The sequence below is a fragment of the Frankia nepalensis genome (assembly GCF_016786325.1).
GTDB lineage: Bacteria > Actinomycetota > Actinomycetes > Frankiales > Frankiaceae > Pseudofrankia > Pseudofrankia nepalensis.
Genome location: NZ_JADWYU010000185.1, coordinates 25,579 through 39,277 on the forward strand (window position 1 = coordinate 25,579; position 13,699 = coordinate 39,277).

Annotated in this window: 9 protein-coding genes; 6 read left to right on the top strand and 3 right to left on the bottom strand. The window is 71.0% G+C overall.

Annotated elements, in window-relative coordinates:
- Positions 1–10 precede the first annotated feature (10 nt).
- Entirely contained in the window at positions 11–1,135 is a 1,125-nt protein-coding gene (locus tag I6A81_RS27985) for an acyl-CoA dehydrogenase family protein (RefSeq protein WP_203002248.1), read from the bottom strand.
- A 130-nt stretch (positions 1,136–1,265) separates the two neighbouring features.
- Here I6A81_RS27985 and I6A81_RS27990 point away from each other — a divergent pair, with 130 nt between their 5' ends.
- The 3 genes from I6A81_RS27990 to I6A81_RS28000 all read left to right on the top strand — a co-directional run bounded on the left by I6A81_RS27990 (position 1,266) and on the right by I6A81_RS28000 (position 6,079).
- Positions 1,266–2,093, top strand: a complete 828-nt coding sequence (locus I6A81_RS27990; protein ID WP_203002247.1) for an SDR family oxidoreductase — start codon at positions 1,266–1,268, stop codon at positions 2,091–2,093.
- Positions 2,094–2,468: 375 nt separating this feature from the next.
- Positions 2,469–4,901, top strand: coding sequence for an FxSxx-COOH system tetratricopeptide repeat protein (gene fxsT / locus I6A81_RS27995; protein WP_203002246.1), 2,433 nt, complete (start codon positions 2,469–2,471; stop codon positions 4,899–4,901).
- Between the two features lie 446 nt (positions 4,902–5,347).
- On the top strand, positions 5,348–6,079 hold the full coding sequence (locus I6A81_RS28000) for a hypothetical protein (protein ID WP_238428797.1): 732 nt from the start codon (positions 5,348–5,350) through the stop codon (positions 6,077–6,079).
- A gap of 111 nt (positions 6,080–6,190) precedes the next feature.
- Here the strand turns inward: I6A81_RS28000 and I6A81_RS28005 are convergent, their stop codons facing one another.
- Positions 6,191–7,009, bottom strand: a complete 819-nt coding sequence (locus I6A81_RS28005; RefSeq protein ID WP_203002244.1) for an SDR family NAD(P)-dependent oxidoreductase — start codon at positions 7,007–7,009, stop codon at positions 6,191–6,193.
- 73 nt (positions 7,010–7,082) lie between these two features.
- Positions 7,083–8,303 (bottom strand): CaiB/BaiF CoA transferase family protein, encoded by a 1,221-nt coding sequence (locus I6A81_RS28010; protein ID WP_203002243.1) that lies wholly within the window; start codon positions 8,301–8,303, stop codon positions 7,083–7,085.
- Between the two features lie 615 nt (positions 8,304–8,918).
- Between I6A81_RS28010 and I6A81_RS28015 the strand changes: the two genes are divergently transcribed.
- From I6A81_RS28015 to I6A81_RS28025, 3 genes are all read left to right on the top strand, one after another.
- Entirely contained in the window at positions 8,919–10,127 is a 1,209-nt protein-coding gene (locus tag I6A81_RS28015; RefSeq protein WP_203002242.1) for an ABC transporter substrate-binding protein, read from the top strand.
- Positions 10,128–10,194: 67 nt separating this feature from the next.
- Positions 10,195–13,083, top strand: coding sequence for a branched-chain amino acid ABC transporter permease/ATP-binding protein (locus tag I6A81_RS28020; RefSeq protein ID WP_203002241.1), 2,889 nt, complete (start codon positions 10,195–10,197; stop codon positions 13,081–13,083).
- Positions 13,073–13,699, top strand: a 627-nt coding sequence (locus tag I6A81_RS28025) for an ABC transporter ATP-binding protein (RefSeq protein ID WP_203010359.1), incomplete at its 3' end; no start/stop codon positions are given. The genes I6A81_RS28020 and I6A81_RS28025, both read left to right, overlap by 11 nt.

The window sequence follows — 13,699 nt, forward strand, 5'->3', positions numbered from 1 at the left end:
TCGGCGTGACTCACAGACCGGCCAGCTGGCAGAGCCGCTCGCGGTGCCACGTCGGCGATCCGTACAGCGACGCGTCGGTCGTCAGCCGGCGGAGATAGAGGTGGAAGTCGTGCTCCCAGGTGTAGGAGATGCCGCCGAACAGCTGCCAGCATTTGTGCGCCAGCTCCACCGCCGCGTCACCCACGAACGCCTTCGCCATGCTCGCGGCGTGCGCGGCGCCGCGGCCTTCCCGCTGGGCCTCGCGCGCCGCCCCGGTGGCCACCGCGTGGCTCATCTCCAGCGCCAGGCTGGTGTCGGCGAGCTGGTGCTTGATCGCCTGGAAGGAGCCGATGGGCCGGCCGAACGCGACGCGGTCCTTGCAGTACTGCACGGTGAGGTCGAACAGGTACTGCATGGCGCCGACCGTCTCCGCGGCGGCGAGCACGCCGGCCAGCAGCAACTGCGCATCGACGGCGGTCGCCGCCGCGCCGGGGGTGCCCACCAGCGCGGAGCCGTCGACCTCGACGTCGTCGAAGCGGACCTCGCACAGCCGGCGGCTCAGGTCGAGGCTGGTCATCGCCTCGACGGTCACGCCGGGCGTGGCCGTCGGCAGGAGGAACTGCGTGAGCCCGTCGGGCGCCACCGCCGTCACGAGCAGCCACTGGGCGGACCGCGCCTCGACCACGAGTCCCTTGCGGCCCGTGAGGCGGTACCCGCCGCGCGTGGGCTCGCAGCCGACGCCCGAAGAACCGGACCAGTCGCCGGTGGCGTCCGCGACGGCCCAGGCCACGGCCGCCTCGCCGGAGATCAGCGTCGGCACGACCTTGGTCCGCTGCTCCTCCGAGCCCTCGCGGGCGAGCGTGGCCACCGCGAGGTTGGTGTCGATGAAGGCGCCCGGCTGCAGGTACCGGCCGCGCAGCTCCGCGAGGACGACGGCGTCCAGGACGCCGTCGCCGGACACGCTTCCGCCGCCGAGGGACTCGGGGGCCAGGAAGGCGAACCAGCCGAGCTCGGCGCCGTCGCGCCGATAGGACGGGTCGACCTCGTCACCCGCGTCGATCAGCTCGCGGAGCCTGGCGAGCGGCAGGTTCGCCTCGATGAACCGCTCAGTGGTCTCCCGCAGGAGCCGCTGGTCGGGGCTGAGATCGGGATCCATGCCTGTTCCCTTCGAGGGTCTCGGGCCGCTGCGAGCCTGGTGCCCGAGTTTTGAACTCAGTATAATTTACCCCGTTGAGCAGTTCTAGCGCGGAGCTGAGCTGACTGGCGAGTCCGGAGGTTGGAGAGTGATGGGCGACACACAGGCCTTCCGTTACGACGGGAAGCATGCCCTCGTGGTCGGCGGCGCGACCGGCATGGGCGCCGCGGCGGCCCAGGCGGTCGCGGCCCTCGGGGCCGACGTCACGGTGCTGGACCGCGTGCCCGTCGACTACCCGGTCGGGAAGACGATCGAGGTCGACCTGCTGGACCGGGAGCGGATCGACGCAGCCCTCGACCAGGTCGCCGGGCCGGTGCACGCGGTGTTCTGCGCGGCCGGCATCGGGGGCGGCCCGGGAACGATGCGGGTCAACATCATCTCGCACCGCCACCTGGTCGAGCGGCTGATCGCTGACGGCCGGCTGGCCGCCGGGTCGGCGATCTGCTTCATCTCGTCGGTGGCCGGGCTCGGCTGGCAGAACCACCTGCCGAGGCTCGTGGACTTCCTGGCGACGGCGTCCTACGAGGAGGCCGACGCGTGGGTGAACGCCCACGAGGGCACCGACACCTACATGTTCAGCAAGCAGGCCGTGAACGCCTACGTCGCGCGGCAGGCCTACCCGTTCACCGCCAAGGGCATCCGGATCAACGCGATCTGCCCCGGGCCGACCGACACCCCGCTCGCCCGGGCGAACTCCTGGGGCGGCTTCGACCAGGCCTACCGCGAGGCGACGGGTATGGCGCCGTTGCAGCCGGAGCAGATGGCCAACGTGATGGCCTTCCTGAACAGCGCCGCCGCGAGCGGTATCAGCGGCGAGAGCGTCCTCGTCGACTCCGGCCACGTCAAGGCCTCGATGGGCGGGTCGTGGGAGGCGGGCAAGCCGGTCATCGACTTCCTGATGACCGAGACCTCGGTCTGACGCCACCGGCTGGCGGGTCCTTCTGACGCCCGGCGTCAGGAGGACCCGCCAGCCGCATTCGTCACCATTTCGAAAGCTGGCCGAGATCGTCGCTGGAAACTGACGGTACTTTCCAGAAGTCCGACCACACCTCATGCGGATGCCGGCCGTCCGGTTGGGCGCGGAGCGGCGCCACATCCGCTCATGCCACGAACAGAACTGGTGCCTGGCAAGGCTGTTGCGTCGATCGCGTCCGAGCGATCGGCGGATCCACTAGCCTCTCCAGTGGGAAACTCGCGGTGACGCGCCTCAGATCCACAAGGTCGACCTGTTGTGTCCGCATGGTCCTGGAGACTTCTGGGGCGGGGGGTGCCGGTGGCAGGTGTAGACGTGTTCGTGAGTCACGCGGGCCGGGACCTGGCGTGGGCGGAGTGGGTGTCCTGGCAGCTCGAGCGGGCCGGTTACAGCGTGGAGCTGGGCCACTGGGACTGGGTTGCGGGGGACAACTTCATCGAGAAGATGAACGACGCCCTGCGCCGTGCCCAGAATGTCGTAGCGCTGCTGTCGGAGGCATATCTCGAGGCGGATCGCTACACGAGGATCGGGTGGGCCGCCGTACTGGCCGGCGGCGCCGGCGATCCTCGGCTGATTCCGCTGCGGGTCGAGGACGTGACCTCGCCACCGCTGCTCCGCCCGTTGCTCGCGCCGGCCCTGTTCGGCCTGACCAGCGACCAGGCGCGCGAGGTGCTGTTGAAGGCCCTGCGCGGTCCGCGACGTCCGGGCAGCGAACCGGACTTCCCTCGGCCCGAGAGCGCCGCGGTGACCGAAGCCGGCCGCACCCGGCTCAGGCTCCCCGGAGAACTGCCACCGGTATGGAACGTTCCTGTTCGCAGTCCCGCGTTCACTGGTCGAGACGCGATGCTGCTGCGGTTGCGTGGCCTGCTGCGCTCTGATGGGACTGCATTGGTACAAGCCATGCACGGTATCGGTGGGGTCGGTAAGACTCAGCTCGCGATCGAGTACGCACACCGCTTCGCGGTCGACTACGACCTCGTGTGGTGGGTCGACGCTGGGCAGGCCGCTTTGGTCGGGGACCAGATCGGGGAGTTGGCCGTGGCCGCGGAGGTGACCGCTTCCGGCGTGGGAACCCCCGCGGCGCTCGTGGCGGTCCGCCGATACCTGCGAAGCCACGGCGGTTGGTTACTAATCTTTGACAATGCCGAGGATCCATCGGATTTGGTCGCGTGGCTACCGGAGGGTCCTGGCCATATCCTGATCACCTCCCGCAACCCTGGCTGGGGGCTTGTCGCGGCGCCGGTCGAGGTAGACGTGTTCGCCCGTCACGAGTCGGTCGCCCTGCTGCGCGGCCAAGTCCCGACGGTGGACGTCGCGGACGCCGATCGGCTGGCGGAGGCGCTGGGGGACCTGCCTCTGGCGGTCGCGCAAGCCGCGGGGTTGTTGGCCGAGACTGGCATGCCGCCCAGTGAGTACCTCGATGCGTTGGCAACCGCGGCGGCGGAGGTGCTCGCCGAGGGCCGGCCGCCGTTCTACCCGGTGTCGCTGGCGGCGGTGGTCCACCTGTCGGTCCAGCGACTGGCGGACGAGGACCAGGCCGCGCACCAGCTGCTGCAATTGTGCGCCTTCTTGGCTCCGGAACCCGTCCCGCTCTCTTATCTCAGCGGCGCGGGTGTCGGAGTGTTGCCCGATCCACTGGCAACGGTGGCCCGCACACCCCTGGCGCTGCGACGCAGCATGGGCCGGCTTGGTCGGTACGGCCTGGTGAAAGTCGGGCCCGTGGGGCCGTTGCTGCACCGCCTGGTCCAGGCGATTGTCCGAGCGCACCTCGACCCCGACGGGCGGCGGGCGGCTCGCGCCCGGGTAGAGGCAATGCTGGTCGACGCGGCGCCTGGTGATCCGGAAAATCCTGTCTGGTGGTCCCAGTGGGCTGGTTTTCTGCCCCACCTGCTTGCGACCGACCCCGTCGACAGCCCCAGCCCACAAGCCCACCGGCTCGCCTGCGACGCCGTTTGGTACCTGCTTGCGCGCGGCGACACCCACGCGGCCCAGCGTCTCGCCGCGGACATGTACCACCGGTGGCGTGACCGTTTTGGCCCGGACGACCAGCGCACGCTGACCGCCGCGAACCGCCTCGCGCGTGCACACCGGGATCTCGGCCAGTACGCGCAGGCCCGTGACCTCGATGCGGAGACCCTCACGCAACGCGGGCGGGTCCTCGGCGCGGATCATCCCGACACACTCACCTCAGCCAGCAACCTCGCCCGCGACCTGCGGACACTCGGGGATCTGGCGCGGGCTCGCGCGTTGGATGAGGACACGCTGGCTCGACGCGGGCGGGTCCTCGGCGCGGATCATCCCGACACACTCACCTCAGCCAGCAACCTCGCGCGCGACCTGGCTGCGCTAGGAGAGATCGCCCAGGCCCGTGACCTCGATGCTCAGACCCATGCCCGACGCGGGCGGGTCCTCGGCGCGGACCACCCCGACACGCTGATCTCAGCCAGCAACCTCGCGCGCGACCTGGCTGCCGTGGGAGAGACCGCGCGGGCTCGCGCGTTGGACGAGGACACGCTGGCCCGACGCAGGCGGGTCCTTGGTGAAGACCATCCCGACACGCTGATCTCGGCGAACAACCTCGCCGTCGATCTCCGTGCCGTGGGAGAGATCGCGCGGGCTCGCGCACTGGACGAGGACACGCTGGCCCGACGGCGGCGGGTCCTCGGTGATGACCGACCCGAGGCGCTCCATTCGGGTTCCCAGGCTGTGGCGGACGATCGGGGCGGGTCTCCTCCAGGGACGGGGCTCGAATGAGCCGAGGTACCCGCTCGCCCAGGGCGGTCGTCCGCTATGAACCCAGCCGCGCCCGCCTTGGCGGCCGAGTAGGACGCCATGTTCGCCTCGCCGTTGCGGCACGCCGCCGGATGCATTTCGGCGCGGTTGGCCGCCCGGCTGGCTGCCCGTGGGGAGGGCGGTGAATACTACCGGGAGTCGGCCACATTCCACGGTGCCCGGGCGGCCTCCGCCGGGGCACCGGTGCCTTCGGACTGGGCGTTTCCCGTTCCCCGGCGGCGAGGAATACGGACCGACCACGCTTTGGGCGGTGGTCGGCGTTCACCGGTCACCATGACGTTGTGGGAGACGCGGTGCCGGAACGGAACCTCGCGCGCCCGGGCGGACGATTCGGGTTCGCTGGCCGCCGGCCGGCGGCCAGCGTTTCGCTGAGGGTCGCCTTCGTGGCCGCCGTGGCCAGTTGCACGTTGGCGTGGGCATCCGCGAGCAACGCGGGCGCCACCACCCGGGACGGCGCCGCCGGCACGGCGGCCGACCGGGTGACCGTGGCCGTCGTGCCGGTCGACGAGGGCTTGGCGCCGCTGTCCAGGCAGCTGGTCGCCCCGTCATTTGGCGGGAAACTGACCACGGACGCGTCATCGGGAGACGCGCCGGCGGACCCGACGCCGGCCGACGTGGCACCCGCGGATCCGGGGCCCGCGGATCCGGGACCGGTTGATCCGACACCCGCGGAGCCGGCGCCCGCGGAGCCGACGCCGGCTGATGACGGAGACGGGCCGACGGCCACCCCGCTGCGGGGCGAGTACGCCGCCTACGTCACCGCCATCGACCCGGCGAACGCCACCGTGACCTTCGACGTCGTCGAATGGCTTACCGGCACCGCCGCCCAGCAGGCCTGCGTCCAGGATGGCGACCCCGGGCCATGGCCCGCGGCGTGGTGCAACGACTACTACGTCCGCAACGAGAACGCGGTGCTCCGCACCCTTTCCGTGAGTCCGACGGCCCGGTTGGGATACGTGGACGAACTGGGTCCCACCGGCGCGGTCAGCTTGGAGAACCCGACGGCTGGGAACGTCCCGACCACGCTGTCCGCGCTCGCGGCGAAACTGGCCGATTTCGGACCGGATGGGCAGCTCAAATGCCTCATCACGGTCGAGTCGGGTGCCTTGACCGCGATCGACGAGATATTCGCGCCCTGAGCCGCGCCTACGGGGGCGGAGCGCGGAACACCGGGCTGAGGGAGACCGGCGAGCCGACCCCGGCTGCCTGGCTCCCGCTCCGCCCCGGCCGTGACGAGGTGGCCGAGGCGGTCACACGGAGACGGAGTAGCCGCCGTTCACCGGGTAGGTCTGGCCGGTGATCCAGGACGCGAGCGGGCTCGCGAGGAACGTGACGAGCCCGGCCACGTCGTCGGGCCGCCCCAGCCGGGGGATCATGTACCGCTTGAGCTGGCGCCGCAGCCGCTCGGCCATCTCGGCGGAGGCCCGAGCCATCTCCGCCAGCCCGAGGGTGTCCACCGTGGAGAGCGCCACGCTGTTGACCGTGATCCCCTGGCCGCCGACCTCGCGCGCCAGCGCCCGCATGAACCCCGCCGCGCCCGCCTTGGCGGCCGAGTAGGGCGCCATGTTCGCCTCGCCGACGCGCCCGGCGTCGGACACGATCGTGATGACCCGGCCCTCGCCCGCGGCGAGCATGCCGGGAAGCGCGACGCGGGTGCAGTTCAGCACCCCGTACAGGTTGACGGCGAAGTAACGGTCCCAGTCGGCCGGCTCGGTGGTCGCGAACGCCCCGACGCTGACCGAGACCCCTTTCGAGCCGGCGGCCGGGTTCTTCACGTCCCAGCCTCCAGGCCCGGCGTTGCCGGCGTTGTTGACCAGGATGTCCACCGTGTCGGCGCCGATCGCCTCGGTCACGGCCGCGTAGTCGGAGACGTCGAAGGGGCGCGCCAGCGCGACACCGCCGGTGGCCTCGATCTCCTTGACGACCTCGTCGGCCCGGTCGGGCACGAAGTCGTTGACGAGCACCCTGGCGCCCGCCGCCGCCAGGGACAGGCAGGTGGCCCGCCCCACGCCCTGCCCGCCACCGGTGACGAGGGCCGTGCGCTCGCCGAGGTCGATCGTGAAGGTCACGTGTGTGCCTCTCTCAGGGCATCAGGCTCGGTTCTTTGTCTCTTCATCTGGTCTCTTCGCCGTCTCGGCGCTGTCAGGTGGCCGCGCCGGCGATCTTGAGTTCGAGGATCTCCTCCTCGGAGTGGCCGAGCTCGCGCAGCAGGTCGTCGGTGTGCTCCGCGAACAGCGGGCCCCGGGCGGTCTCGGGTGGCTGGGCATCGAACTGGACGGGGTTGGCGATCAGCCGGCGTTCCTTGCCCTCGCTGTCCACGACCGGCCGGATGTAGCCGTTGGCCGCCATCTGGGGATCGTCGAGGATGTCCAGCGGGCCCTGCACCGGCGCCCACGGGCCCTCCAGGGTCTGCAGGTGCCTGCTCCAGTAGTCGAACGGCTTCTGGGCGATGGCTTCGGTGATGTACTGGGCGGCGTCGCGCGCGTTGGCCATGAGGTTCTGGGCCGTGTTGAAGCGTTCGTCGTCGATGAGCTCGTCGAGGCCCAGGTGGCGGCAGACGTCGGCGAAGTACCGGAACGGCTGGATCATCGTGAAGTTGATCCAGCGGCCGTCCGAGGTCCGGAAATGGCCGACTGTGGGATTCAGCGGGGCGTTCGCCATCATTTGATTGATGGAGATCGGTTCCTTCTCGGGCCCGGTCAACGCCGCGTTGCTGAGATCGAGCGCGAATGCCCACGCCCCGACGCTCATCAGCGAAACATCGACCACGGACGGCTCCCCGGTCGTCGCCCGGCCGTAGAGCGCCGCCGCGATCCCGCCGGCGATCGTCATCCCGCCCATGGAGTCGCCGTAGGCACCGCCCGGCATGCTGAGCACCCGCGGACTGTCCGGCGGCGTCACCCCCCAGGCGCTGCCCATGCGGCACCAGAACGAGGAGCCGTCATATCCGCCCTTCTCCGCCCACGGCCCGCGCTGGCCGTGCGCGCTCCCGCGCACGTAGATGATGTCCGGGTTGACCTTGCGGATGTCCTCGAGCTCGAGACCCAGGCGGCGGCGCGCGTCCGGGAGGAAGTTGGTGAGGAAGACATCCGCGTCCCGGAGCAGCTCGAGCAGGACGGCATATCCGGCCGGGTTCGCCAGGTCAAGGCCGATGCTGCGCTTGCCGCGGTTGGGATGTTCCATGATCGGGTGGAACGTCCCGTCCTTCGGGTGGTTCACCATCCCGCGCTGCGCGTCACCTCGCTCGGAGTGCTCGACCTTGATCACGTCGGCGCCCCACTCGGTGAGAACGCCGCCCGCCGCCGGGGTGAACGTGAACTGGGCGACCTCGATCATCTTGACGCCCGCCAGAGGCTGGTGCACTGATCCGCGGTCCTTCCTGCGAGCGGCGTGGAAGCCGGTCAGACGTGGGGTGAGTCGGCGAACGGCTCGTCCGTCCCGAACACCGTAGTTAGGCTGAGTACAAGAACGCAAGGGCCGCGCTTGTAGTCGGCCGGCTTCCAGGCGTGGCTGGCGCCCGCATCCGCGGTGGGGGCGAGGGGCGGGTCTGGTCCGCGAACCGGTGGCCCGGCGCGCGGTCGGGCCGTCGACGCCGTCTCTTGGTAAACGGTCAGCCACTTTTGGTGATGGGCTGCCTCGGGGTGCTCTGGGCCCCGGCGGAGCGGGCGGTCGGCGTCGAGGGTCTTGTGCGACCTGCCGCCACCTGCTAAACAATACCCCTCAGATCTGTACTCAGTACAAACACTGCCCGAGGGGTGGAAGGCCCGCGCCGGGAGGAGCTGGCGTGGGCCGACGTGACCCGGGCCACCGTTGGGCACCGCTGTCCACAAACGATCTAGGACCATCCGGGCTCTGGGAGAGCCCGACTCGCGCGGAGTCGACGGCGCCGTGCCGGTCGCGGCGCCGAGTTCGAGCGACCGCTGAAGCGGCCTCCGCGCCCTCTCGCGAAATGTCGCAATCGGAAGGGATGTCTTCGCCATGAAGAACCACAAGTTGACTTCTTTAACCGTTGCCGCTGGCCTGTTAGCGGCTCTGGTCGCGGCCTGTGGCGGCGACTCCAAGGACGCGGACCCGGCGACCAACGGCCTCACCGGGGACCCGATCGTGATCGAGGTGATCACCGCCCTCACGAGTGTCACCCCCGGGACCGAGGCCTTCGAGGGGGCGAAGGCCGCGGCGGCGGCGGTGAACGCGTCAGGCGGCATCAACGGCCGCCCGCTCGAGGTGAAGGTGTGCGACGCCCAGGGCACCGAGAGCCCCACGGCGGCGGTCGGCTGCGCCCGCGAGCTGGTCGCTGACAAGAGCGTCATCGCGGAGGTCGGTGACTACGAGGCGTTCCAGGAGCAGGTGAACACGATCCTGGCCGCGGCGGGCGTGCCCAACATCGCGCCGCCGCCGACCAGCAAGTCGGTCCTGTCCTCCCCGAACTCCTTCCCGCTCGCGGGTTCGGACGGCGCGGGCCTGGCGACCGTCCTGGCCGACGCCGGGGCGAAGGACATCCAGGTCGCCTACACCAACGTCGCGCAGGCGGCGTCCGCGGTGGGGTTCAACCAGATCACGCTGCAGCAGGGGCGTGGCCTGAAGCTGATGGGCGGCATCCCGGTCGAGGTGACCGCCACCGACCTGACGCCGGTGGTGACCAGCGGGGCCAAGGGTGACGGCGTGGCCCTGGCCATGATGCCGACCCACCTGGCCGCCTGGCTGACCGTGAGCAGGAGCGGGAACTTCGACCAGAAGCTGTCCGCCAGCGCCTCGTCGTTCACGGCCGAGACCCTGTCCGCGCTCGGCGACAAGGCCAACGGTGTGCTCGTCTCCGCGGGGCTCCCGCTCGTGACCAGCGATCTGCCGGGCATCGTCCAGTTCCGTGCCGAGATGGCCAAGTACGAGCCCAAGGCCGCCGTCGACCAGGTCAGCCTGAACGCCTGGATGGGCACCTGGGCCTTCGCGCAGGTGGCCCGCACCATCTCCGGTCCCGTCACTAGGGAGTCCGTGCTCAAGGCCTTCAGCAACCTGACCGACTTCAACGTCTTCGGGCTGCTGCCGGAGGGCTACACCACGACCAAGAACTTCGACTTCCCCGGACTCGAGCGCCTCTTCAACCACCAGATCATCGAAGGGGTCGTGAAGGACGGCAAGCTCGTGCAGACGTCCGACGGCTACGTCCCGATCTTCACGCCGAAGCCGTGACCAGCACTATGCGCGCAAGCCGCGACGCCCGCGGGTCGGTGACCCGCGGGCGGGGGGTGGTCGACCAGTGATCCGCTTCCTCTTCCTCGGCCTCGGGCTGGGGGCCATCTACGCCCTGGCCGGGCAGGGCCTGGTCCTCGTCTATCGAGGATCTGGCGTTCTCAACTTCGCCCAGGGCGCGTTCGCCGCGGTGGGTGCCCTGGCCTACTACGACCTGCACATCCGCGGCGGTCTGCCGGTCGCGCCCTCGGTCGTGCTGGCGCTGCTCATCTCCGGCGCGGCGGGCGCCCTCATGCACCTTCTGGTGATGCGCCCGCTGCGGCATGCTCCACCGCTGACGAGGGTCATCGCGACCCTCGGGGTGATGGTGGTGCTGCAACAACTCGGCCGCATCCTGTACGGCACCTCGATCCGGATCGTGCCGTCATTCCTGCCGACGGACAGCGTCAGCCCCGTCGGTGGCGCGGCGGTCGGGGTGGACCGCTTCATCCTGCTCGGCATCGCGGTCGTGGTGTCGGCGACCCTGTGGGCGGTCTACCGGTACAGCAAGTTCGGCGCCATCACCTCGGCGGTGGCCGAGAACGAGCGCGGGGCGCAGCTCGCCGGCCACTCGCCCGACGTGATCGCCGCGGTGAACTGGACCCTCGGCTCCATGCTCGCCGGGCTCGCGGGCATCCTCATCGTGCCGATCGCCGGGCTGGACATCAACACGCTCGTCCTGCTGATCATCCCCGCCCTGGCGACCGCCATGGTGGCCCGGTTCGACTCCTTCGCCATCGCGTTCGTCGCGTCGCTGGTCATCGGCATCACCCAGTCGGAGATCACCTACTACGTCCGGGCGTCGGGCTGGAGCGACGCCGTCCCGTTCCTCGTCGTCATCCTGGTGCTCGTCGCGCGGGGCCAGAGCCTGCCGCTGCGCAGCCACGTGAACGAGCTGCTCCCGGAGATCGGGACCGGAGCGCTGCGGCCCGGGCGGCTGGTGGCCGCCGTGGGGGCGATGGTCCTGCTCATCCTGCTGACGCCCACGCCCTGGAACGACGCGCTGATCGCCACGACCATCGGGGCGATCATCTGCGTGTCGCTCGTGGTCGTGACCGGGTACGCCGGCCAGCTGTCCCTGGCCCAGTACGCGTTCGCCGGCTGGGGCGGCTACGTCGCCTCCCGGCTGGCCGCCGTCCACGGCCTCCCGTTCCTGCTGGTGCTCGTCATCGGGGTCGCCGCGGCGGTGCCGGTCGGCATCCTCGTCGGGCTGCCGGCGCTGCGCACCCGGGGGATCCATCTGGCCATCGCCACGTTCGGGATGGCCTACTCCTTCCAGAGCATCCTGTTCCAGAGCGTCCCGCTCACCGGAGGTCTCGAGGGAACGGTCGTCGACTCACCATCGCTCTTCGGCTGGGACATCGACGCGGTCAACCATCCCAAGCGCTACGCCATCGTCTGCCTCGTCGCTCTGCTCCTGGCCGGGCTGGTCGCGGGAAATATCAGACGGGGGCGCTCGGGGCGGCGGCTGGTGGCCGTCCGGGGGAACGAACGGGCCGCGGCCTCGCTGGGGATCAGCGTGTACGGCGCCAAGCTCTACTCGTTCGCCCTCTCAGCGGCGATCGCGGGTCTGGGTGGCGTCCTGCTGGCCTTCCAGACGACCTACGTGGACTTCAGCCAGTTCAACGTCTTCAACTCGATCTCGGTGATCATCTATACGGTGATCAGCGGAGTCGGCTTCCTGGTCGGTGGCGTGGCGGCCGGGGCCAACGTCGTGGGGGGTCTGACAACCAAGATCTTCAGCGAGCTGATCACGGACGCGTCGGTCGGCCAGTACGTGACCCTCGCGCTCGCCGCCCTGCTCGTTCCCACCCTGGCCCAGTACCCCAACGGGCTCGCCGCCCGCGTGGTCGCGCTGCCGTGGCCACGGGTGCGGCTGCCGCGCCAGCGCGCGGCGTCTCCGGGTGGCGCCGACGCTGGCGGGACGGCGTCGGCCATGGAAACGGCGTCGGCCACGGAAACGGCGTCGGCCACGGCGTCGACCGCGGGGACGGACTCGGCGGCCGGGACGGCGCCGGAGCCAACCCGGGCGACGGCGTCCGCGGACGCCGCCACGGCCACGCCCGCTCCCGCTCGCCGGGTCACGCCGCGGGTGCTCGAGGTGCGGGACGTCTCGGTCCGCTTCGGGGGAGTCCAGGCGCTCGACGGAGTCTCGATCCAGGTGCGGCCCGGCGAGGTGGTCGGGCTGATGGGGCCGAACGGCGCCGGCAAGACCACCTTCATCGACGCCGTGACCGGCTTCAACCGCGCGCAGGCCGGAACGATCCTGCTGGACGACGTCCGGATCGACGGTTTCAACGCCCGTCGACGGGCCAGGATGGGCATCGGGCGGACGTTCCAGTCGCTCGAGCTGTTCGACCAGCTGACCGTCCTGGAGAACCTGCGCACCGCGTCGGACCCGCGCGACTCGGCCGCCTACCTGACCGATCTCGTGCGGCCGCGGCACACCGAGCTGACCCCGGCCGCCCGGTCGGCGATCGCGATGTTCGAGCTGGTGGACGACCTGCACCGGGTGCCGTCGGAGCTGCCCTATGGCCGCCGCCGGCAGGTGGCCATCGCGCGGGCCATCGCGGCCGAGCCGTCGATCCTGCTGCTCGACGAGCCGGCCGCCGGGCTGCACGAGACCGAGACGCAGGAGCTGGCTGACCTGCTGCGGCGGCTGGTCGAGGAGTGGGGCATCGGCATCCTGCTCGTCGAGCACGACGTCCCGATGCTCAACCGGGTCTGCGACCGCCTCGTGGTCATGGACTTCGGCAAGGTCATCGCCACCGGGACCCCGGCCGAGATCCGTGTCGATCCGCGGGTGGTCGCCGCCTACCTCGGCGAGGAACGCGAGGAGGAGACCGCGCCCAGCGAGCACGAGGTGCAGGCCGCGCGGGACGAGCGCGAACAGGAGGTGGTCGGCGATGCCCGCTGAGACTGTGTCCGCCGAGATCGTGTCCGCCGAGATCGCGCCGGTGCTGGAGGCCAGGGGCCTGTTCGCAGGCTACCGGCGGATTCCCTGCGTGCGGGACGTGAGCCTCGACGTGCGGCCTGGCGAGATCGTCGTCGTGCTCGGCCCGAACGGGGCCGGCAAGACGACCACCCTGCTGACGCTGGCCGGGGCGCTTCCAGGGCTGGGCGGGGAGGTTCTCTGGCGGGGCAGCCCGACGACGGCGTCGCTGCACCGCCGGGTGCGCGCCGGCCTGGGCGTGATACCCGAGGAGCGTTCCGTCATCTCCCGGCTGTCGACGCACGACAACCTGCGCATCGGCCCTGGCCCGGTCGAGCGGGCGCTGGATCTGTTCCCGGAGCTGCGGCCGCTGCTGCGCCGCCGGGCCGGCCTGCTGTCCGGAGGCGAGCAGCGGATGCTCCTGACCGCCAGGGCGCTCGCGGCCGAGCCCACCGTCCTGCTGGCCGACGAGCTCTCCCTCGGCCTCGCGCCGAAGATCGTCGCCAGGCTCATGCAGGCGCTGCGCGCGGCCGCGGACCGCGGCGCGGGGGGGGGGGGGGGGGGGGGGGGGGCCGCCCCCCCGGGCGCCCCCGGCGGGGCC